The following is a 21013-nucleotide window of genomic DNA, read 5'->3' as shown; positions in this document are numbered from 1 at the left end:
CCCTGAACTCGTTTCAGGGTCCATCTCGCCCCACGCGCCGCCGATGCGGTGGATGGGTGGATGCTGAAACAAGTTCAGCATGACGGTTGTGGGGCAAAAGCGCGGGAGGCGGGCTTCGGCCCTCCGTCACCACCGCTAAACTTGAACCGGGTGGCCTCCGCCAAGGGGGCGCCCAGCAACAGAGTGAGTCATCATGGCTAAGAAGATCACGGGCTATATCAAGCTCCAGGTCCCCGCCGGAAAGGCCAACCCGTCGCCGCCGATCGGCCCGGCGCTGGGCCAGCGCGGCGTGAACATCATGGAGTTCTGCAAGGCGTTCAACGCGCAGACCGGTGGCGAGGAAGTCGGCACGCCGCTTCCCACCGTCATCACCGTCTATGCCGACCGCAGCTTCTCGTTCGCGACGAAGACGCCGCCGGCCTCGTACCTCATCAAGAAGGCGGCCAACCTGAAGTCGGGCTCGAAGGAGCCGGGCAAGGTGTCGGCGGGCACGATCAAGCGTTCCGCGCTGGCCCAGATCGCCGAGCAGAAGATGAAGGATTTGAACGCCAACGACATCGAGGCAGCGACCAAGACGATCGAAGGCTCGGCCCGCGCGATGGGCCTTCAGGTTGTGGAGGGCTGATCCGATGGCAAAGCAGAGCAAGAAGGCCAAGGCGATGGCCGCAGCGGTCGACGCGCTGAAGCTGCATGGCGTGGATGAGGCCATCGGTCTCGCCAAGACCCATGCGACCGCCAAGTTCGACGAGACGATCGAAGTCGCGCTGAACCTCGGCGTCGATCCGCGCCACGCCGACCAGATGGTCCGTGGCGTCGTCACCCTGCCCAAGGGCACCGGCAAAGACGTCCGCGTCGCGGTGTTCGCGCGCGGCGCCAAGGCAGAGGAAGCCACGGCGGCGGGTGCCGAGATCGTCGGCGCCGAAGACCTGCTGGAGACGATCCAGGGCGGCACGATCGATTTCGATCGCTGCATCGCGACCCCGGACATGATGGGCCTCGTCGGCCGCCTCGGTAAGGTGCTGGGTCCGAAGGGCCTGATGCCGAACCCGAAGCTCGGCACGGTCACCATGAACGTCGGCCAGGCGGTCAAGGACGCCAAGGGCGGCCAGGTGGAGTTCCGCGTCGAAAAGGCCGGCATCATCCACTCCGGTATCGGCAAGGCCAGCTTCCCGGCCGAGGACCTGCGCGCCAACTTCGACGCCTTCGTCGACGCGATCGTGCGCGCCAAGCCGACCGGCGCCAAGGGCAAGTACCTCAAGAAGGTCGCCGTCAGCTCCTCGATGGGCCCGGGCATCAAGGTGGACGTGGCCGAGGTTTCGGCCGCCTGATAATGGATGACGGAAAGGGCGATCGGAGGTTGCCCTTTCCGTCACCGACCGACTACGTTCCGGCAGATGGCGTCCCAATTGCCGCCGGTCGATAGCGGGAGAGAGTCCGGCAGGTCATTGCGGTGATCCGTCGCCTTTCCGATAAGGTAGAAGACGGGGCGGATTCCAATGAAGCTTTCGGTCGTGATGCTGAGCTACAATGACGCAAGTTCATTGAGCATCACAATTCCACCCCTGCTCGAAATCGTCGATCAGATCATCGTTGTGGAGATGGGATCGACGGACGGAACGCCCGAACTGCTCAGGTCGCTGCTGCGCGAGCAGGATATGGTCGTTTCCTATCCACGCGAATCACTCTTCAAGTTCGGCTTCGCGCATCCTCGTAATTATGGGGCGGGATACGCACGAAACGACTGGGTCTTCGCGATCGACAGCGACGAACTCGTCGTCAAGGATGAGATCCTCGCCTTCATGGCGTCGCCGCCTGAAACCCCCGCAGCCTATCGAGTTCGTCGACGCAATTATTATGCGGACGCCAATTTCGGTCTGCATGACGTGGGCGCGCTCATGGCGGATGGTGGCTTTGGCGAAGAGGGGCATTGCCGGATCTATCAGGTGAGCCCTCTGGTGCGCTGGGCTGGCCTTATTCATGAAGAAATCATGTTTCATGAAGACACCGCCGCATCCCATTCTGTCGAAAGTGGAATAACCCTGCACCATTTGAGCGCCTTCAAGCCGGGCGACATCAATGAAAAGCAGAAGCTCTATTATTATTTGACGCTGAAGGGGCTGGTGTACAAGCACTTCCGCTTTGGAACAAATGCCTTTTGGTTCGATCAGTTTCCCCAGGATCATCTGGGCCAGATGATATTAGCCGCGAATGTCTTCTGTCGCGAACATGGTATAGAACCGCTTTCGCGCTCCGCGATCGATCGCGCGCTGGCGCGCTGACCGCTCAACCGCGTCGCCCGGACAAACCCGGCTCCAGACCGCGATTTGGCGTGACAGCCGACTGATATTCCTGTATCGGCCCGCCACCGAACCCCTCCGGGGGTTCGCCGTCCGAGACAGCGAGTGCGGGGATTTTGCCCCGCTTGATATCTCGCCAAGACGGGGAAGAGATTTTCCGGGGATCGCCCTTATGGGGTGGCCCTCCGGTCTGCCCATCGTTCGCGATCGGGTCAGGCGTCCATTCCCTTGTCGGACCTTTGCCGCGTGGCCGGGCTCGCCCGTTCGCGCGGTTCGTATGCGTCCGGCGGATCGTCCGCCGGGCGGAGTGGAGAATGGGAATGGATCGCGCTCAAAAGTCCGAGCAGGTCGCCGCCCTGAACCGCACCTTCACCGAGACCAGCGTGGTGGTTGTCACCCGCAATCTCGGCATGACCGTGGCACAGTCCACGGCCCTGCGCGTGAAGATGCTGGAAGCCGGCGCCAGCTACAAGGTGACCAAGAACCGTCTCGTCCGCATTGCCGCCGAGGGCACGCCGTACACCACGCTCAGCGATCTGCTGACGGGGCCGACGGCGCTCTCGACATCGGCCGACCCGGTCGCCGCCGCCAAGGTGGTGGTCGAATTCGCGAAGACCAACGACAAGTTGGAAATCGTGGGCGGTGCGATGGGCGATACCGTCCTCGACGTCGCTGGCGTCAAGGCGCTGGCCGAACTGCCGTCGCTCGACGCGCTGCGTGCCAAGATCGTGGGCCTCATCCAGGCGCCCGCGACCAAGGTGGTGCAGATCGTCCAGGCGCCGGCCGGCCAGCTGGCACGGGTGTTCGCGGCTTATGCCGACAAGGACGCGCAAGCGGCCTGACGTACCTCGAAGACTTAACAACTGACCTTTGGGCCGCACGGCGGCCCGCATGGAGTGAAGACAATGGCAGACCTGCAGAAGATTGTTGACGATCTTTCGGCTCTCACCGTCCTCGAGGCGGCCGAGCTTTCGAAGCTTCTCGAAGAGAAGTGGGGCGTTTCGGCCGCTGCGGCGGTCGCGGTTGCGGCCCCGGCCGGCGGCGCCGCCGCTCCGGCTGCCGAAGAGCAGACCGAGTTCGACGTGATCCTCACCGGCGACGGTGGCAAGAAGATCAACGTCATCAAGGAAGTCCGCGCGATCACCGGCCTGGGCCTGACCGAAGCGAAGACTCTCGTCGAGTCCGCGCCGAAGGCCGTCAAGGAAGGCGTCAACAAGGACGAAGCCGCCAAGATCAAGGCGCAGCTCGAGGCCGCCGGCGCGACCGTCGAACTCAAGTAAGCGTCTGGCTTCGGCCATATGCATCCGCCTTCGGGCGGAGATGGAAGGGCGGTCCGGCAACGGGCCGCCCTTTTGTTTTGGCCGCTCGAGAAGGCGTCAGATCCGGCGTTGGCGGTTTCCGAGCGGCAGCCGGACGCTATTCCGCACCAAGTGGCAAGGCAGACCCGCCCATCGCGCGGGCGAGAACGGCGAACGCGGCCGATTGCGATCCGATCGGATAAGTCAGGTGAATCGCCACGAAGGCCGCCAGTGCGACCGGGAAGGGCCAGCGCAGCCGCCCGCCGCGCCAATCGAGCAAAACCGCCACCAGCAGGATCACCTCGACCGTCCAGAAGCTGGGATCGAGCGCCCCCGGCAGCCCGCCCACCGGGTAATTCATACCGTAGAAGCGGCCGAGCGCCGGGATCATCGCCACCAGCACGGTCGACCCCGCCAGCCGGCTGTGCACCACCCGATCGCGCCGCCACAGGATCGCGGCGGCGTACAGCCCGACGAACAGCGTGATCGTCGTCAGATCGATATAGGCCAGGGTCAGCCGCAGCCAGATCGGGAAGCCGGCCGGATCGGCGAGCATGATCCGCACCAGATTGAGGCTCGTCGCGACCAGCAGCACCGCCAGCCCGATCGAGGCCCAGCCGATCCGGCGGTGGAGCGCCCGGCGGCGCGCCCGGATCAGCGCCGATTGCGCCACCAGCAGGATCAGCCAGAGCGTCGCGAACAGGCCGTGCGCGGCATGGGCGGCATCGTTGCCGGCGGGCTGGCTGAAGAAACTCGGCCAGAAGCCCGCCAGGATCACCGCGAAGGCGAGCAGGAACCACAGATAGGCCGGAACCCTGAGCGCCATGATCGCATCCCCCCCGGAAAGCCGGGAGGCTATCATGGCCGCCGGGTGGCGAGCAAATCCCCCTCCGCTGAGAAGAAGGGGGATTACCCGCTCAATGCGCCGCCAATGCCGCGAGCAGCAGCAGCGCCACGATGTTGGTGATCTTGATCATCGGGTTCACCGCCGGCCCGGCGGTGTCCTTGTAGGGATCGCCCACCGTGTCGCCGGTCACCGCCGCCTTGTGCGCGTCGGATCCCTTGCCGCCGTGGTGGCCGTCCTCGATATATTTCTTGGCATTGTCCCACGCGCCTCCGCCCGAGGTCATCGAAAGGGCCACGAATAGCCCCGACACGATCACGCCCAGCAGCAAAGCCCCCAGCGCGGCGAAGCCATTGGCCTGCCCCGCGACGGCGAAGATCACATAATAGACCGCCACCGGCGCCAGCACCGGCAGCAGCGACGGCACGATCATCTCCTTGATCGCGGCGCGCGTCACCAGATCGACCGTGCGGGCATAGTTCGGCCGGCTGGTGCCTTCCATGATGCCCGGATTGTCGCGGAATTGCTGGCGCACCTCCTCGACCACCGCGCCCGCCGCGCGGCCCACCGCCGTCATGCCGAACGCGCCGAACAGATAGGGCAGCAGCGCCCCCAGCAGCAGCCCGACGATGACGTACGGGTTGGACAGCGAGAAATCGACCGCCAGGCCGGGGAAGAATTCCCTGAGATCGGTGGTGTAGGCGCCGAACAGCACCAGCGCGGCAAGCCCCGCCGAGCCGATCGCATAGCCCTTGGTCACCGCCTTGGTGGTGTTGCCGACCGCGTCGAGCGCATCGGTCCGCTCGCGCACGCTATCGTCCAGCCCCGCCATTTCGGCGATGCCGCCGGCATTGTCGGTGACGGGGCCATACGCATCCAGCGCCACCACCATGCCGGCCAGCGCCAGCATCGCCGTCGCGGCGAAGGCAATGCCTATGATGCCGGCGAGCTGATAGGCGGCGATCACCGCGACGACGATCACCAACGTCGGCAGCGCCGTCGCCTCGAGGCTGATGGCGAGGCCCTGGATCACGTTGGTGCCATGGCCGGTCTCGCTGGCCCTGGCGATCGATCGCACCGGGCGATAATTGGTGCCGGTATAATATTCGGTGATCCACACCAGCGCGCCCGTCACGCCCAGGCCGATCATCATGCACCAGAACAGGTCCATGCCGGTGAAGCTGTCGCCGCCCGCCTTCACATGCGTCGCGACATCCGCGCCGCTGGCCTGCGCCGCGCCGCCGATCACCGCGTTCATGTCGCCCAGCGTATAGTGCGTGACGGCATAGATGGCCGGCACCGCCAGGATCGCCGAGGTCCAGAAGCCCTTGTAGAGCGCCCCCATGATCGACCCGCTGCTGCCGAGCTTGACCATATAGGTGCCGAGGATCGAGGTGAGGATGCACACCCCACCCACGATCAGCGGCAGCGCCATCAGCGCCAGCGTGTCCGGCCCCGGCCCCATGAACAGCGCGATCGACACCATCGTCACGCCGAGGGTGACGACATAGGTTTCGAACAGATCGGCCGCCATGCCGGCGCAGTCGCCGACATTGTCGCCGACGTTATCGGCGATCACGGCGGGGTTGCGGGGGTCGTCCTCGGGGATGCCCGCCTCGACCTTGCCGACCAGATCGGCGCCCACGTCCGCCGCCTTGGTGAAGATGCCGCCGCCCAGCCGCGCGAAGATCGAGATCAGCGAGGCGCCGAACGACAAGGCGACCAGCGCGTTGACGATCGTGCGATCGGCCGGATCGCCCGGCACATGCCCCGCCGGCCCCGCCAGATACCAGAAGAAGACCGAGATGGAGAGCAGGCCTAGACCCGCGACCAGCATGCCCGTGACGGCGCCGGATCGGAACGCCATCGTCAGCCCGCCTTGCAGGCTGGTGCGCGCGGCCTCGGCGGTGCGGACGTTGGCCTTTACCGAAATGTTCATGCCGATGAAGCCGGTCAGCCCCGACAGCAGCGCGCCGAGGATGAAGCCGATCGCGGACGTGGCGCCCAGAAAGGCCCAGACGATCGCGACGACGATGATGCCGACGACGGCGATGGTGCGATATTGCCGCCCGAGATAGGCGCGCGCGCCTTCCTGGATGGCGGCGGCGATATCCTGCATCTTCTGATTGCCGGCCGGCGCGTTCAGCACCTGGCGGCTGGTGATGAGGCCATAGACGACGGCGATCAGGCCGCAGACCATGGCTGCCTCAACGATGAGCATGCCTCTCTCTCCTGTTCCCCCGGTTATCATACCGGCGGGCTGGAGGACTCCCGCCGGCTATGCGGGGGGAATGAATACCCATCGCGCGCGGAAGGCAAGCGGGCGCGGGAAGGAGTGGACAGTCGGGGCTATTCCGCCCCCACCGTCTCCATCAGCCATTGCTGGAAGATGCGCATCGCCTTGCTCGACAGCGCCGGGCGGCGGCAGGCGAACCAGTAGCTGTAGGGGCTTTCGACCTCGTCGCCGAAGAGATGGACGAGGTTGGGATCGGTCGCGCCGCGCAGGTGATCGTCGAGCATGAAGGCCACGCCCATCCCGCGCGAGGCGGCGTCGAGCATCAGGAAGCCCGAATCGAAATGGTCGATCGAGGCGGGCTCCAGCCGGGGCAGGCCGACCTGCTCGCGCCAGACCGAGAAGAGATCGGGCAGATCGCGGTGGGCATAGACCGTCAGCCGCTCCAGATCCCTGGGGCCGGTGATCGGGTTGGCGCCCTCGAGCAGCTTGCGCGAAGCGATGGCGGCGATCTTCGGCCGATCCAGCCGCCGCGAATAGAGCGAGCTATCGACATCGCGGCCCAGCACGATCGCCGCGTCGAGCCCGTCGCCGAGGCGCGACAGGCCTTGCGGGGCGGTGTCGATATCGAGATGGAATTCGGGGTGGCGCTCGCGCAGGGTCGGCAGATTGGCCATCAGCCGCTGCGAGGCGAACAGCGGCGGCACGTTGATGCGCAGGCGCAGCTGCTCGGTCTCGCCTGTCGCCGATTCGATCGCGGCGGCCAGTGAATCGAGCGCCGGGGCGATGCGCGCCAGCAGCACGTCGCCATCGACGTTCAGCACCATCGCCTGATGGCGCCGCTCGAACAGGGACTTGCCGACGAAGCGTTCGAGCGCCTGGACCCGGCGGCTGAGCGCGGGCGACGACAGCGCCAGGGCTTCCGCCGCGGCCTTGACCGATCCGAGCCGCGCGACCTGCACGAAGGCTTCGACCGCCGTCAGCGGGGGCAAGCGCCGCATTGCGCCTCTCCTTCCTTCTCCATGGCGAAACGATATTGCGCCGCGGCGGGCGCTGGCAAGCGCCATCGCATCCGCCGTGGAAACCCAACTGGCAAGTGTTGAGAATTTTGCAAGTGCGAACAGATTATTTTGCACTTGCACAATGGCGGGCGCCGGGTCACAAAGGTCGGGCCTTTCAGGCATCCTCTCCTAAAACTTTCAGGGCTGGTCCTCACGGACCGGCCCTTTTTTTGGCCGCCGGGGGATCGTAACCCGGCCATCGCTACTTATTTCGTTCCCGAGAAGATCGGAGAGCGAGATGGCCGACGGTGAGGTGACGACGCGCAGGTTGCAGGTGGCGAATGCCCGGCCCGATGATTCGGGGCGAGGACTGGCCCGCCTGTCGCGATCGACGATGAACGCGCTCGGCCTGTCCGAAGGCGACGTGGTTGAGATCGAGGGCAAGCGCGCCACGCCGGCCCGCGCGGTGCTGCCCTACCCCGAGGACGAGGGGCTCGACATCCTGCGGCTCGACGGGCTCCAGCGCGCCAACGCCGGGGTCGGATCGGGCGATTTCGTCGAGGTGCGGCGCGCGGTTTCGGTCGCGGCCCAGCGGGTCGTGTTCGCACCTGCACAAGAAAATCTGCGGCTCCAGGGATCGGGCGCGGCGCTGAAGCGCACCTTCGGCATGCGCCCCCTGACCGCCGGCGACGTGGTCGCGACGGCAGGCCAGCAAAGGGTGGAGCAGGGCAATATCCCGCCCCAACTGCGCCAGATGCTGAACGCGCCGGCCTATGCCTTGCAGGAAATCCGCCTCACCGTGGTCTCGACCGTGCCGGCCAAGGGCATCGTGCATATCGACGCCGATACCGAGGTGGAATTGCGCGCCGAATATGTCGCCGCCACCGGCGAGCGGCGTGCGGACGTGACCTATGACGATATCGGCGGGCTCGGCACGACGATCGATCAGGTGCGCGAGATGGTCGAGCTGCCGCTGCGCTACCCGGAGCTGTTCCAGCGGCTGGGCGTCGATCCGCCCAAGGGCGTGCTGCTCTATGGCCCGCCCGGCACCGGCAAGACGCGCCTGGCCCGCGCCGTCGCCAACGAAAGCCACGCCAGCTTCTTCTCGATCGCCGGCCCGGAGATCATGGGATCGGCCTATGGCGAGAGCGAGAAGCGGCTGCGCGAAGTGTTCGAGGAGGCCGCCAAGGCCGCGCCCTCGATCATCTTCATCGACGAGATCGATTCGATCGCCCCCAAGCGCGGGCAGGCGACCGGCGAGGCGGAGAAGCGCCTCGTCGCGCAGCTGCTGACCTTGATGGATGGGCTGGAGGCGCGGCAGAACACCGTCATCATCGCCGCCACCAACCGGCCGGAGGCGATCGACGAGGCGCTGCGCCGGCCGGGCCGGTTCGATCGCGAGATCGTGATCGGCGTGCCCGACGAGCGCGGGCGGCGCGAGATCCTGGGCATCCACACGCGCGGCATGCCGCTGGGCGACAAGGTCGATCTGGCGGAGCTGTCGCGCACCACCTACGGGTTCGTCGGGGCGGATCTGGCGGCGCTGGCCCGCGAGGCCGCGATCGAGGCGGTGCGGCGGATCATGCCGCGCCTGAACCTGGAGGATAAGACAGTGCCGCAGGAGGTGCTGGACGATCTTTCGGTGACGCGCGAGGATTTCATCGAGGCGCTGAAACGGGTCCAGCCGTCCGCCATGCGCGAGGTGATGGTGCAGCAGCCGACGGTGCGCTGGGACGATGTCGGCGGGCTCGACGCGGCGCGCGACCGGCTGAAGGAAGGCGTGGAGCTGCCGCTCAAGCGGCCGGAGAGCTTCCGCCGGCTCGGCATCCGCCCGGCCAAGGGCTTCCTGCTCTACGGCCCGCCCGGCACCGGCAAGACGCTGCTCGCCAAGGCGGTGGCGCGTGAGGCGGAGGCGAATTTCATCGCCACCAAATCGTCCGATCTGCTGAGCAAATGGTATGGCGAGAGCGAGCAGCAGATCGCCCGGCTGTTCGCGCGCGCCCGGCAGGTCGCGCCCACGGTGATCTTCATCGACGAACTCGATTCGCTGGTGCCGGCGCGCGGCGGCGGGATGGGCGAGCCGCAGGTGACCGAGCGGGTGGTCAACACCATCCTCGCCGAGATGGACGGGCTGGAGGAATTGCAGTCGGTCGTGGTGATCGGCGCCACCAACCGGCCTAATTTGATCGATCCCGCATTGCTGCGGCCGGGGCGGTTCGACGAGCTGGTCTATGTTTCGGTGCCCGACGAGGCCGGGCGGCGGCGCATCCTGGGCATCCATACCGAGAAGATGCCGCTGGCGGCGGATGTCGATCTCGATCGGCTGGCGGATCGCACCGAGCGGTTCACCGGCGCCGATCTGGAGGATCTGGTGCGCCGCGCCGGCATGTTCGCGCTGCGCGGCTCGCTCGACGTGACCGAGGTGACGATGGCGCATTTCGAGCATGCGCTGGACGAGACGCGCGCCAGCGTCACGCCCGAGATGGAGCAGGAATATGAGCGGATCGCGGCGCATCTGAAGCAGGATGCGCTGGCGCTCCAGCCGATCGGCTTCACCCCGATCGGCACGCTCGGCGAAGGAGAGAGCAAGCGGCGCTGACCGCACCTCGTCATGGCGAGCGAAGCGAAGCCATCCAGCGGCGAGGCTGGATCGCCGCGCTACGCTCGCGATGACAGCTTTTCCTTCCGTGCCGGGCGGAACCCTTGGCCGCCTCCGCTCGTCTCGTTCCCGTTCCGGTTGTCGCGCGCGCCGCTTGCCTTTGGAGGCTGCATTTGCAAGGGGTTGAGGATTCAAGTTCCAAGGGAGCCGAGATGAGTTCACCCTCCGCCGACCGAGTATTGGATCGGGGCGACAATCGCGTGGCGGCCTCCGGCCCGCTCGGCACCTTCTTCAAGGGCTTCCTGAAGAATCCGGTGATGGTGGGATCGATCATCCCATCCTCCAAGAAGCTGATCGACAACATGCTGGGTCGGGTCGATTGGGCGAACACCAAGGTGTTCGTCGAATATGGCCCCGGCGTCGGCACCTTCTGCCGGCCGATCCTCGAGCGGATGGCGCCCGACGCGACCCTGATCGCGATCGACACCAACCCCGATTTCATCAGCTACCTCGATACCCGGATCACCGATTCGCGCTTCGTGCCGGTGCTGGGATCGGCGGCGGACGTGGGCGCGATCCTGGCCGAGCGCGGCCATTTCCATGCGGATTATGTCCTGTCGGGCCTGCCCTTCTCGACCCTGCCGCCGGGCGTGGGCGACATCATCGCCCGCGAGACGGCCGAGGCGCTGCGGCCGGGCGGCTGCTTCCTCGTCTATCAGTTCAACCCCAAGGTGCGCGATTTCCTCGCCCCGCACTTCCCGCGCATTGACCATGCGTTCGAGCTGGTGAACATCCCGCCGGCGCAACTGTACTGGGCGTGGAAGGACTGATCCGCTTGTGCTCCGGCGAAAGCCGGAGCCCAGGGTTATTCGAGTGCGCCGCCTGGGGCTCTGGGCTCCTGCCTTGGCAGGAGCACGGGCGTGCTATTTCCCATCAGGCCCGAAGTTCAGCCGCCGGGTGATATTCCCGTCGAGGATCGCCACCACGAAATAGGCCATCGCCCGGCGGATGCGGGTGAGCCAGCCGGAATCCTCCATCTCGTCCAAGGTCATCTCGTGCGACTCCGCGACCTCGCCGTCGATGTACGCGCGCATCGCGGCCGCGAAGGTCGGGTCGTCGATCCGCAGCATGATCTCCATGTTGAGGAACAGCGAGCGGATGTCGAAATTGGCCGAGCCGACGTGGACCACGTCGTCGATCACGAACAGCTTCGTATGCAGCTTGGCGGCGAGATATTCGTAGATGCGCACCCCGTTGCGCAGCAGGCGCGGGTAGAGGAAGCGGGCGGCGGCGATCGTGGCCTGATTGTCGGACTTGGCCGCCGTCACCAGCCGAACCTCGCCGCCGCGCTTGCGGGCGCGGCGGATGCGGCGGAGGATCGAGACGCTGGGGGTGAAGTAAGCGACGATCAGGTCGATCCGCTTGCCGCGCGCCAGATCGGTGCGCAGCGCGCGCGCCCAGGGGCTCAGCCGCTTGGTGGGGCCGCCGAGCAGCCAGCGGACCTGCCCCTCCTTCTCGCTCCAGCGGTTGATGAGGCGGCCGAGATCGCGCAACTTGCCCTTGGGCTGGCTCGCCCAGCGCACCAGCGCGTCATAATAACGGGCGAGCCGCGAGACAGTGTGGCCCTCGATCAGCAGCCCCAGATCGCGCCACGCATCGCCCCGGCCGAAATAATCGTCCTCCACGTTGAACCCGCCGACGATCACCCGCGCCTCGTCGGCCAGCGCGAGTTTCTGGTGATTGCGCAGCAGATAGCGGCGGCCGAAGCGCGGGCTGAAGCGGCAAACCTCGGCGCCCGCCGCCTCCAGCGGCGCGAAGAAGCGGTCGCCCGCCGCGCTGCCGAACCCGTCGACCATCAGCGAGACGTGGACGCCGCGTTCGGCCGCCGCGATCAGCGCGTCGCGCACCTGCGCGCCCGCGCGATCGTCGGCGTAGATGTAGAACAGCAGGCGCAGCGATCGCTTGGCGTCAACGATCAGCCCCAGCAGCGCCTTCAGCCGATCCTCGCCGCGTTCGAGGATACGAATGCGGTTGCCGGCGATGGTGTAGGTGCCGTGCGGATCGATCGCGGTTTCGCGATCGGGGGTGGCGGGTTCGGGAGTCTTCAACAGCGTGGCCATGGGGGCGGAACGAGCGAGGCAGGCCCCGGCTCCACCCGGCCCGGACCGAATTTCTTGACATTTCGTGGCCCCACGGCTAACCGTCGTCGCTTCCATTCAGCCAAAAACCTGGCCCCAAGCGGAGCGTTTGCATGGCGCGCGTCACTGTCGAAGATTGCGTCGACAAGATTCCCAACCGGTTCGATCTCGTCCTGCTCGCCGCCCAGCGCGCGCGGCAGATTTCGGGCGGCGCCGAACTGACCATCGATCGCGATCGCGACAAGAACCCGGTCGTCGCCCTGCGCGAGATCGCCGAAGAGACCGTGACCCCGTCCGAATTGCAGGAATCGGTCGTCGGCACGCTCCAGCGCGTCCAGATCGACGAAGACGATGCGCCGGACGAGATCGGCAGCCTGGCGGCCTCGGCCGAGGCGCTGCGCCTCACCGCCGCCGCCCCGCCGCGTAACCAGAACGCCGGCGGCGATTACGAGTGATTTTCGGCGGCCTGGGCCTCCTGGGGCTCGGGCCGCGATGATCCGGGCGCGTCCGCATCCACCACGGCGGCTTCCGGCCCCGGCTCGAACCAGCTGAGATCGCCGATCCGCACCGGGCGCCCGTCGTGCGCCTCCACGCGCATGTCGCGCAGCGGCTTGCCGTCGCGCAGATCGATCAGCACCGGGCCGCAACCGGGCGCCTCGCCCCAGGTGTGGCCCCATTGGCGCAGCGCCACCAGCACCGGCAGCAGAGCCTCGCCCTTGTCGGTCAGGCGGTAATTCACCCGCCGCCGATCCTCCGCGCTGGGCGACCGATCGAGGATGCCCTTTTCCACCAGCCGGGCGAGGCGATTGGCGAGGATGTTGCGGGCGATCCCCAGCGTCTGCTGGAACTCCTCGAAATGGACCAGCCCGTTGAAGGCGCCGCGCAGGATCAGGAAGGACCAGCGTTCGCCGATCGCCTCGACGGCGTCCGTCAGGCCGCACTGGATGATCCGTTTGAGATCAGGAGTTTCGCTCATAACGGGCGAGGATAGCCCCGATCGCGTCATCAAGAAAGGCGCAAGAAAGCGCGCCGCCGCCACGCAATGCTTGCGTGAATCGCCCCCAAGTCCCCATGTTGGCGGCGTGTTGCGTCAATATGAATTGGTCGATCGGGTTCTCAGCTACGATCCGGGGGCCGACGAAGCCCTCCTCAACCGCGCCTACGTCTTTTCGATGCAGGCGCACGGCTCCCAGAAACGGGCGTCGGGCGACCCCTATTTCAGCCACCCGATCGAGGTGGCGGGCATCCTGACCGACCTGCGCCTCGACGACGAGACGATCGCGACCGCCATCCTGCACGACACGATCGAGGACACGGTCGCCACGCAGGAGCAGATCGAGAAGAGCTTCGGCCCCAGCGTCGCGCGGCTGGTCGATGGGGTCACCAAACTCTCCAAGATCGAGGCGCAGACCGAGAGCGAGCGCGCCGCCGAGAATCTCCGCAAGTTCCTGCTCGCCATGTCGGGCGATATCCGCGTGCTGCTGGTGAAGCTGGCCGACCGGCTGCACAATATGCGGACGCTGCACCATATCCCCAAGCCCGAGAAGCGCCGTCGCATCGCCAAGGAGACGATGGACATCTACGCGCCGCTCGCCGAGCGGATCGGCATGTACGAATTCATGAAGGAGATGCAGACCATCGCCTTCCGCGAGATGGAGCCGGAGGCCTATGGCTCGATCCAGCGCCGTCTGGAGCAGTTGCGCGAAGGCGGCGGCGATCGCATTTCCAAGATCAGCTCCGGCTTGCGCCTGCTGCTCGGCCGCCACGGCATCAAGGCCGAGGTGGAGGGGCGCGAGAAGCATCCTTATTCGATCTGGCGCAAGATGCAGAAGCGCCACATCAGCTTCGAGCAATTGTCCGACGTGATGGCGTTCCGCGTGATCGTGGACGATGTGGACCAATGCTATGCCGCGCTGGGCCATATCCACCGCCGCTGGCCGATGGTGCCGGGGCGGTTCAAGGATTATATCTCGACGCCCAAGGGCAATGGCTATCGATCGCTCCACACGTCGGTGATCCATTCCGATCGCCGCATCGAAATCCAGATCCGCGACAAGGGGATGCACGCGCAGGCCGAATATGGCCTCGCCGCGCACTGGGCCTACAAATCGGGCGAGCGGCCCGACAAGGAAGCCGGCTGGATCACCGATCTGGTCGAGCTGATCGAGCAGGCCGAAAGCCCCGAAGAGCTGCTCGAGAATACGCGGATGGCGATGTACCAGGATCGCATCTTCGCCTTCACGCCGACGGGCGAACTGATCCAGCTGCCGAAAAACAGCAGCGCGGTGGATTTCGCCTACGCCGTCCACACCGATCTGGGCGACCAGACGGTGGGCGCCAAGATCAACGGCCGGGTGGTGCCGCTGCGATCGACGATCGAGAATGGCGATCAGGTGGAGATCTTGCGCTCCAAGGCGCAGGAGCCGCAGCCCGAGTGGACCAGCTTCGTCGTCACCCCCAAGGCGCGCGCCGCGATCCGCCGCTTCGTCCGCCAGAAGGAGAAGGGCGAGACGATCGCGCTGGGGCGCAAATTCTACGACGAGATCGTCCACCGCCTGCCGGCACAGCTCGCCCCCGACGCGCTCGGCCATGCGCTGAAGCGGCTGAAACTGGCCGACGAGGAAAGGCTGATGGAGGCGATCGCCAGGCGCACCGTGACCGACGCGCAGGTGATGGAGGCGCTGATGCCGGGCGCGGGCAGCTTCGCCGATCCGCAGGGGCTGGCGCGCCCGGTGCCGGTGCAGCGCGAGGCGATCTCGATGAAGGGCCTCACGCCCGGCGTCGCGTTCAAGCTGGCGGCCTGCTGCAATCCGCTGCCGGGCGATCGCATCGTCGGGCTGCGCCGCCCCGACGAGGCGGTCGAGGTGCATGTGATCGACTGCCCCGAGCTGACGGCGGACAATGACGGCGAATGGGTCGATCTGGCGTGGGGCGACGGATCGGACGGCGGCACCGCGCGGCTGGCGATCATCGTGAAGAACGAGGCGGGGTCGCTGGGCGTGATGGCCTCGATCCTGGGCGCGCACGGCGCCAACATCGTCAATCTGGCGCTCTATCATCGCGACCGGAACTTCCACACCTTCCACGTCTCGGTCGAGGTGCGCGACGTGGCGCATCTGACGCGGCTGCTGGCGGCGCTCCGCGCGGCCGACGCGGTTTCGCGGGCGGAGCGGTTGTAACATTCATCGTCATTGCGAGCGCAGCGAAGCAATCCAGTTCCAACGCCCGGTGTGTGCGGCGAGGCTGGATTGCTTCGCTGCGCTCGCAATGACGAATCTCGCTAAACCTTGTTTTCCCGACACTTCCCGGCCGCTCGCGCGTTCGGGGGTGGAGACAAGGGGAGACGTCACACCATGGCCACCACGCAGGCGGACCCGCACGGGCGGCGCGCGACCAGCCCGATCCGGTTGCCCTGGCCGGCCTGGAAGGAAATCGGCGCGCGCGTCTGGGCGAAGACCGGCACCGACAATATCAGCCTGCTGGCGGCCGGAGTCGCCTTCTATGCCTTCCTCGCAATGGTGCCGTTGTTCGGCGCGGTGGTGATGACCTACGGGCTGGTCGCCGATCCGGCCAATGTCGCCAAGCATATGCAGACCATCATCGAGCTGGTGCCCGCCGATGCCGCCAAGCTGATCTACCAGCAGCTGATCGACGTGACGACGGCGGCGGCGGGCAAGAAGGGCCTCGGCCTGCTGATCGCGCTGGTGCTGTCGCTCTACGGCGCGACGCGTGCGGCGGGCGGCATCATCATGGCGCTGAACGTGATCTACGAGCAGCCCGAGCGGCGCAGCTTCATCTGGACGACGTTGCTCACCTTCGCGATCACGATCGGCGCGGTGCTGGTGGGTATCGTCGGGCTGGTCGGCGCATCGGTGCTGGCGCTGATCGAGCCGCTGACGCATTTCCTGGGCGATGGAGGGGCGATCGTGATGACCCTGCTCACCTGGATCGTGGCAGGCGCGCTGGCCTCCACCGCGATCGGCGCCACCTACCGCTTCGCCCCCGACCGGCAGGATGCGCGTTGGCGCTGGCTTAGCTTCGGCTCGCTGCTGGCGACGGCCTTGTGGCTAGTGGCGACGGTCGGCTTCGGCTTCTATGCTTCGCGCTTCGGGGACTATAACGCGACCTATGGCTCGCTGGGCGCGGTCGTGGTGCTGCTGCTGTGGCTGTACGTCTCGGCCTATGCGATCCTGCTGGGCGCCGAGGTGAATGCCGAGACCGAACGGCAGACGGCGGTCGACAGCACCACCGGCCGCCCCCGCCCGATGGGCCAGCGCGGCGCGACGATGGCCGATACCGTCCCGCCGGCCGACGGCGAGCCCGCACCGCCGAGGCCGGATGCGCCGAGTTTCGGGACGGCTTGAGGCGTTTCGAGGCGAGCGAATCGCATGTCAAACTGGAGCAGGGCCAGAGAAGCGAATCACCCCCGGCGGAAGATGAACTCCTCATCGGTCCAGCCGCCGACCGGAAAGAGATAGTCGCCGACCTTGGCGAACCCCAGCTTGGCATACACCGCCTGCGCGCGCTGGTTGCCCGACCAGACGCCCAGCCACAGCGGGCCGGGCCGCGCCACCGCGAGATGATCCAGCGACGCCGCCATCAGGGCCCCGCCGAGGCCGAGCCCCTGCGCGGTGCCGGCGACGTACAATTGATAGATTTCACCATGCTGCGGCCGCGCATCGGGGTGGGGCAGCTTGCACGGGCCGACATGGACATAGCCCAGCAACGCGCCGTCGCGCTCGGCGACCCAGGTGGCGTGGGCGGGGTCGGCCAGTTCGGCCGCGACTTTCGCCTCGCCATAACTGTCGCGCTCGAAGATCGCGAGGTCGGCGGGCGGATAGGGGATGGCGAAACCGTCGAGGAAGGTTTCGCGGAAGGTGGCGAGCTTGAGCGCGGCGAGCGCCGCGACGTCGCCAGGGGCTGCCGGCCGGATCAGCCGATCGCCTCCAGCACGGCGGCGCGCAGCTCGGGAATGCCCATGCCCTTTTCCGACGACGTGGCGAGGATCTCAGGGTGCGCCGCGACATGCTTGCGCGCTTCGGCGGCGGTCGCCTCGGTCGCCGCGACCAGCTCGCTCGCCTTGATCTTGTCGGCCTTGGTGAGCACCAGGCGATAGGAGACGGCGGCCTTGTCGAGCATCACCATGATCTCGCGATCGACATCCTTCACGCCGTGGCGGCTGTCGATCAGCACCAGCACCCGTTTCAGCACGGCGCGGCCGCGCAGATAGTCGTTCACGAGGAACTTCCATTTGCGGACCATGTCCTTGGGCGCCTTGGCGAAGCCGTAGCCGGGCATGTCGATCAACCGGAACACGGGCAATTCGTTATCCGGCCCCACGTCGAAGAAGTTCAACTCCTGCGTGCGGCCCGGCGTGTTCGACGTGCGCGCCAGCCCGTTGCGCCCGGTCAGCGCGTTCAGCAGCGAGGATTTGCCCACGTTCGATCGGCCGGCGAACGCCACCTCCGGCGCGATCGGCTCGGGCAGGAATTGCAGGCCCGGCGCCGATTTCACGAAGCCGACCGGCCCGGCGAACAGCTTGCGCGCCGCCTCGATCCGCTCCGCCAGCGCCTCGGCGTCGGCGATGTCCTGCCCGTCGTCGGTCATTTCTTGGCAGGCTCCTTCAGCCCCGGATGGCGCGAATAGAGCCATTTCTGCTGGAGGATGGTGAGCGTGTTCGACATGCACCAGTAGAGCACCAGGCCGGCGGCATAGCCCGCCATCACGAACATCAGCACCCACGGCATGATCGAGAAGATCTGCCGCTGGGTTTCGTCCATCGCCTGCGGGTTCAGCTTGAACTGGAAATACATGGTGATGCCCAGGATGATCGGCAGCACGCCCAGCGCCAGCATGTGCGGCGGGGTGAAGGGCAGCAGGCCGAACAGGTTGGTCACCAGCAACGGATCGGGCGCGGACAGATCCTTGATCCACAGGATGAAGGGCTGGTGGCGCATCTCGATCGAGAGCATCAGCACCTTGTAGAGCGCGTAGAACACCGGGATCTGGAGGAAGATGGGCAGGCAGCCGGCGAGCGGATTGACCTTCTCGTCCTTGTAGAGCTGCATCATCTCCTGCTGGAGACGCGGCTTGTCGTCCTTATACTTTTCCTGAAGCGCCTTCATTTTCGGCTGGACGACACGCATCGACGCCATCGACTTGAACTGCTTCTGCGCGATCGGGAACATCAGGCCGCGCACCACGACCGTGAGGCACATGATCGCCACGCCGAAATTGCCGACCATGCGGAACAGCCAGTCGAGCAGGTAGAAGATCGGCTTTTCGAACCAGACGAACCAGCCCCAGTCGATCGCGCGATCGAGCCGGGCGATGCCGAGATCGTCCTGATAGCGCTCGAGCAGATGGGCTTCCTTGGCGCCCGCGAACAGCCGGGTGACGGCGGTCGCCTGCGTGCGTGGTGCGACCACCTCGACGGCGCGCGACAGATCGGCCTGATAGCGGCCGTCGGCGCCCCGGAAACCGGCCTCGACCGCCGCCTTCTGATCGGGGATCAGCGCGGTCAGCCAATATTTGTCGCCGAAGCCGAGCCAGCCGCCGGTCGAATTGCGGCGCTCGCCGGCCGGGTTCTTGTCGAGATCGGAGAAGTCGATGCCGTAATCGGTCACGCCGTCGAACGTGGCGATCGGGCCGGTGTGCATCGTCCAGCTGTCGGCATCCTTGGAATGGCCGATCCGGCTGACGAGGCCATAAGGCTTCACGCCGACAGCGCCGGCGCCGGCGTTGGCGACCGTCTGGGTGACGGTGAACAGATAATCGGCATCGACGTCGAAGCGGATGCGGAAGAGCTGGCCCTGGCCGTTGTTCCAGCTGAGCGTGACCGGCTTGCCCGGCGCGAGCGTTGCGCCGTCGGCGGCCCAGACGGTGTCAGCGCCCGGCAGCGCCGCGCCCTGGCCGGTCCAGCCGAAGCCCGCGAAATAGGCATCCGCCGTGCCGCCCGGCGAGAGCAGGCGCACCGGCGGCGAATTCTTGGCGATGGTCTCGCCATAGGTCACCAGCACCAGATCGTCGATCCGCGCGCCCTTCAGGCTGATCGAGCCCTTGAGCTTGGGGGTGGCGATGGCGACGCGCGGGCTCTCGCCCAGCACGATCGCGCGGTCGCGGATCTGGGCGGCGCTGTCGATCGGCGCCTCGGGCTTGGGCAGCGCGACCTGCTTGCCGTCGACGATCTTGGTCGAGGGCGGGGTGGCGGTCGGCAGGATCCGGTCGGACAGCAGGGTCCAGCCCAGCAGCACGAGGAACGACAGCACGAGCGCCAGGATCAGGTTACGCTGATTGTCCACCTTGGAGACTTCCTTGGGTTGGGCCTAGGGTATGGGATCATAACCGCTGCCACCCCACGGATGGCAGCGCAACAGCCGCCGGATGGCGAGCAGACCCCCTTTGCCGGCTCCATAGCGCGATACGGCATCGATCGCATAGGCCGAGCATGTCGGTTGATAGCGGCAGGAGGGGGGAAGGATGCGCGACGGGCCGATCTGCCACCCGCGCGCGATGGCGATCAGGATACTGCCCGCGACGCTCACGATGCGAGCGGCGTCACCGCGCCACCTTCGCCAGCGCCTTGGCAAGTTCGGCCGAGAGCGCGGCATAGTCGCGCTCGACCCCGCCGGCCCGGCCGATCAGGACATGATCGTGGCCCGGACGGCCGTGGAGCGGCAGGAGATCGCGGGCGAGCGCGCGGAAGCGCCGTTTCATGCGATTGCGCACCACCGCCCCGCCGATCTTGCGGGTGACGGTGAGGCCGAGGCGCATGGTGGCGTCACCATCGGCCCGGTCGCGCACGAGCAGCACGAAGCCGGGCATCGCCGCGCGCCGGCCATTGTTCGCCGCGAGGAAATCGCGGCGGGCCTCGATCGTGCGGAAGATCGCCTCGTGAGGCATTCGTCAGGAACGCGCGGGGCCGCGCGTTCTCTCGGAAAGTCTCAGGCCGAGAGCTTGCTGCGGCCGCGCGCCCGGCGGGCGGCGAGGATCTTGCGGCCACCCGGCGTCGCCGAGCGGGTACGGAAGCCGTGGCGACGCTTGCGCACGAGGTTGCTGGGCTGGAAGGTCCGCTTCATCGATCTGTTCCCAAAACAAAAGGCCGCCTGACGCAAGGCGGCCGTATCAGGGGCGGGCCGATAGGCAAAAGCGCGCGGTGAGTCAAGGAACGGCGTGCAGGCGACCGGCGGTTCACCCCCGCCGGAAGGCATCCGCCGCGCGCTCCGTATCATGATATTCCTTCACCAGCCGTGCCTTGCCATCGCGGAACAGGATCAGGAAGTGATAGCTGTTGCGATAGATGCTGCCGTTGGCCAGCGGCACGATGCACTCTGCCTCCACCGCGACCCGGTCGCCCTCAGCGGTGACGCCGTGGATCAGCGCCTCGCCCGGCCCGGCGACATGGCGGGCGGAGAAGGCGGCGGCCATTTCGGCGAAGGCATCGATCGGCAATTCGCCGCTGCCCTGCATCCACCAGATGGCATCGTCGGTGAAGGCGGCCCGGTCGAATCGGCCGCTCGCCACCGCCTCGACGATGGTGACGGCTGCGTGTCGGTTGGCCTCTATGTCCATCACCCTCTTCTCCGACACGATTCGTGATCGTT

At 66.7% G+C, this 21013-nt stretch carries 22 protein-coding genes; 10 read left to right on the top strand and 12 right to left on the bottom strand.

Features of this window, described 5'->3' with window-relative positions:
• Nucleotides 1–193 precede the first annotated feature (193 nt).
• From rplK to rplL, 5 genes are all read left to right on the top strand, one after another.
• Nucleotides 194–625 (top strand): 50S ribosomal protein L11, encoded by a 432-nt coding sequence (rplK, locus tag PQ455_RS01260; RefSeq protein ID WP_273688500.1) that lies wholly within the window; start codon nucleotides 194–196, stop codon nucleotides 623–625.
• 4 nt (nucleotides 626–629) lie between these two features.
• The gene (rplA, locus tag PQ455_RS01255; protein ID WP_273688498.1) at nucleotides 630–1328 is read left to right on the top strand and encodes a 50S ribosomal protein L1; all 699 of its coding nucleotides are present in this window, start codon (nucleotides 630–632) and stop codon (nucleotides 1326–1328) included.
• A gap of 168 nt (nucleotides 1329–1496) precedes the next feature.
• Nucleotides 1497–2279, top strand: a complete 783-nt coding sequence (locus tag PQ455_RS01250) for a glycosyltransferase (protein ID WP_273688496.1) — start codon at nucleotides 1497–1499, stop codon at nucleotides 2277–2279.
• A gap of 338 nt (nucleotides 2280–2617) precedes the next feature.
• Nucleotides 2618–3139, top strand: a complete 522-nt coding sequence (gene rplJ, locus PQ455_RS01245) for a 50S ribosomal protein L10 (protein ID WP_273688494.1) — start codon at nucleotides 2618–2620, stop codon at nucleotides 3137–3139.
• 63 nt (nucleotides 3140–3202) lie between these two features.
• The gene (gene rplL / locus PQ455_RS01240; RefSeq protein ID WP_273688492.1) at nucleotides 3203–3577 is read left to right on the top strand and encodes a 50S ribosomal protein L7/L12; all 375 of its coding nucleotides are present in this window, start codon (nucleotides 3203–3205) and stop codon (nucleotides 3575–3577) included.
• A 136-nt stretch (nucleotides 3578–3713) separates the two neighbouring features.
• On the opposite strand, the gene PQ455_RS01235 is transcribed toward rplL, so the two are convergent.
• From PQ455_RS01235 to PQ455_RS01225, 3 genes are all read right to left on the bottom strand, one after another.
• A complete protein-coding gene (locus tag PQ455_RS01235; protein WP_273688491.1) occupies nucleotides 3714–4421 on the bottom strand; it encodes a hypothetical protein in 708 nt (235 codons plus the stop codon).
• A gap of 91 nt (nucleotides 4422–4512) precedes the next feature.
• Nucleotides 4513–6660 (bottom strand): sodium-translocating pyrophosphatase, encoded by a 2148-nt coding sequence (locus PQ455_RS01230; RefSeq protein ID WP_273688489.1) that lies wholly within the window; start codon nucleotides 6658–6660, stop codon nucleotides 4513–4515.
• 128 nt (nucleotides 6661–6788) lie between these two features.
• Nucleotides 6789–7673 (bottom strand): LysR substrate-binding domain-containing protein, encoded by an 885-nt coding sequence (locus PQ455_RS01225; RefSeq protein ID WP_273688487.1) that lies wholly within the window; start codon nucleotides 7671–7673, stop codon nucleotides 6789–6791.
• A 298-nt stretch (nucleotides 7674–7971) separates the two neighbouring features.
• On the opposite strand from PQ455_RS01225, the gene PQ455_RS01220 reads away from it, so the two are divergent.
• Together PQ455_RS01220 and PQ455_RS01215 are read left to right on the top strand one after the other, a co-directional pair.
• Entirely contained in the window at nucleotides 7972–10272 is a 2301-nt protein-coding gene (locus PQ455_RS01220; protein WP_273688485.1) for a CDC48 family AAA ATPase, read from the top strand.
• A gap of 212 nt (nucleotides 10273–10484) precedes the next feature.
• On the top strand, nucleotides 10485–11102 hold the full coding sequence (locus tag PQ455_RS01215; protein ID WP_420542816.1) for a class I SAM-dependent methyltransferase: 618 nt from the start codon (nucleotides 10485–10487) through the stop codon (nucleotides 11100–11102).
• 93 nt (nucleotides 11103–11195) lie between these two features.
• Here PQ455_RS01215 and PQ455_RS01210 read toward each other — a convergent pair whose 3' ends face one another.
• Nucleotides 11196–12392: a phospholipase D-like domain-containing protein gene (locus PQ455_RS01210; protein ID WP_420542815.1), complete on the bottom strand. Its 1197-nt coding sequence runs from the start codon at nucleotides 12390–12392 to the stop codon at nucleotides 11196–11198.
• Nucleotides 12393–12523: 131 nt separating this feature from the next.
• Here PQ455_RS01210 and rpoZ point away from each other — a divergent pair, with 131 nt between their 5' ends.
• On the top strand, nucleotides 12524–12865 hold the full coding sequence (gene rpoZ / locus PQ455_RS01205; RefSeq protein WP_273688481.1) for a DNA-directed RNA polymerase subunit omega: 342 nt from the start codon (nucleotides 12524–12526) through the stop codon (nucleotides 12863–12865).
• On the opposite strand, the gene PQ455_RS01200 is transcribed toward rpoZ, so the two are convergent.
• Complete coding sequence (locus PQ455_RS01200) at nucleotides 12856–13386, bottom strand: winged helix-turn-helix transcriptional regulator (RefSeq protein WP_273688479.1); 531 nt, start codon at nucleotides 13384–13386, stop codon at nucleotides 12856–12858. The two genes, rpoZ and PQ455_RS01200, sit on opposite strands and share 10 nt — an antisense overlap.
• Before the next feature lie 106 nt (nucleotides 13387–13492).
• Between PQ455_RS01200 and PQ455_RS01195 the strand changes: the two genes are divergently transcribed.
• Together PQ455_RS01195 and PQ455_RS01190 are read left to right on the top strand one after the other, a co-directional pair.
• Entirely contained in the window at nucleotides 13493–15589 is a 2097-nt protein-coding gene (locus PQ455_RS01195; RefSeq protein ID WP_273688478.1) for a RelA/SpoT family protein, read from the top strand.
• Nucleotides 15590–15763: 174 nt separating this feature from the next.
• Entirely contained in the window at nucleotides 15764–16774 is a 1011-nt protein-coding gene (locus PQ455_RS01190; protein ID WP_273688476.1) for a YihY/virulence factor BrkB family protein, read from the top strand.
• Nucleotides 16775–16830: 56 nt separating this feature from the next.
• On the opposite strand, the gene PQ455_RS01185 is transcribed toward PQ455_RS01190, so the two are convergent.
• The 7 genes from PQ455_RS01185 to PQ455_RS01155 form a co-directional block, all read right to left on the bottom strand.
• On the bottom strand, nucleotides 16831–17184 hold the full coding sequence (locus tag PQ455_RS01185; protein ID WP_420542879.1) for a GNAT family N-acetyltransferase: 354 nt from the start codon (nucleotides 17182–17184) through the stop codon (nucleotides 16831–16833).
• 158 nt (nucleotides 17185–17342) lie between these two features.
• Nucleotides 17343–18017, bottom strand: a complete 675-nt coding sequence (yihA, locus tag PQ455_RS01180; protein ID WP_273688473.1) for a ribosome biogenesis GTP-binding protein YihA/YsxC — start codon at nucleotides 18015–18017, stop codon at nucleotides 17343–17345.
• Complete coding sequence (gene yidC, locus PQ455_RS01175) at nucleotides 18014–19711, bottom strand: membrane protein insertase YidC (RefSeq protein WP_273688471.1); 1698 nt, start codon at nucleotides 19709–19711, stop codon at nucleotides 18014–18016. The genes yihA and yidC overlap by 4 nt, the downstream gene beginning before the upstream one ends.
• 24 nt (nucleotides 19712–19735) lie before the next feature.
• Entirely contained in the window at nucleotides 19736–20020 is a 285-nt protein-coding gene (yidD, locus tag PQ455_RS01170; protein ID WP_273688469.1) for a membrane protein insertion efficiency factor YidD, read from the bottom strand.
• Nucleotides 19968–20312, bottom strand: a complete 345-nt coding sequence (rnpA, locus tag PQ455_RS01165) for a ribonuclease P protein component (RefSeq protein ID WP_273688467.1) — start codon at nucleotides 20310–20312, stop codon at nucleotides 19968–19970. The genes yidD and rnpA overlap by 53 nt, the downstream gene beginning before the upstream one ends.
• 41 nt (nucleotides 20313–20353) lie before the next feature.
• Nucleotides 20354–20488, bottom strand: a complete 135-nt coding sequence (rpmH, locus tag PQ455_RS01160; RefSeq protein WP_273688465.1) for a 50S ribosomal protein L34 — start codon at nucleotides 20486–20488, stop codon at nucleotides 20354–20356.
• A 112-nt stretch (nucleotides 20489–20600) separates the two neighbouring features.
• Nucleotides 20601–20981, bottom strand: coding sequence for a nuclear transport factor 2 family protein (locus tag PQ455_RS01155; protein WP_273688463.1), 381 nt, complete (start codon nucleotides 20979–20981; stop codon nucleotides 20601–20603).
• Nucleotides 20982–21013: the final 32 nt, after the last annotated feature.

This window comes from Sphingomonas naphthae (genome assembly GCF_028607085.1).
Lineage (GTDB): Bacteria > Pseudomonadota > Alphaproteobacteria > Sphingomonadales > Sphingomonadaceae > Sphingomonas_Q > Sphingomonas_Q naphthae.
This window is presented reverse-complemented; position numbering and strand designations above follow the sequence as displayed.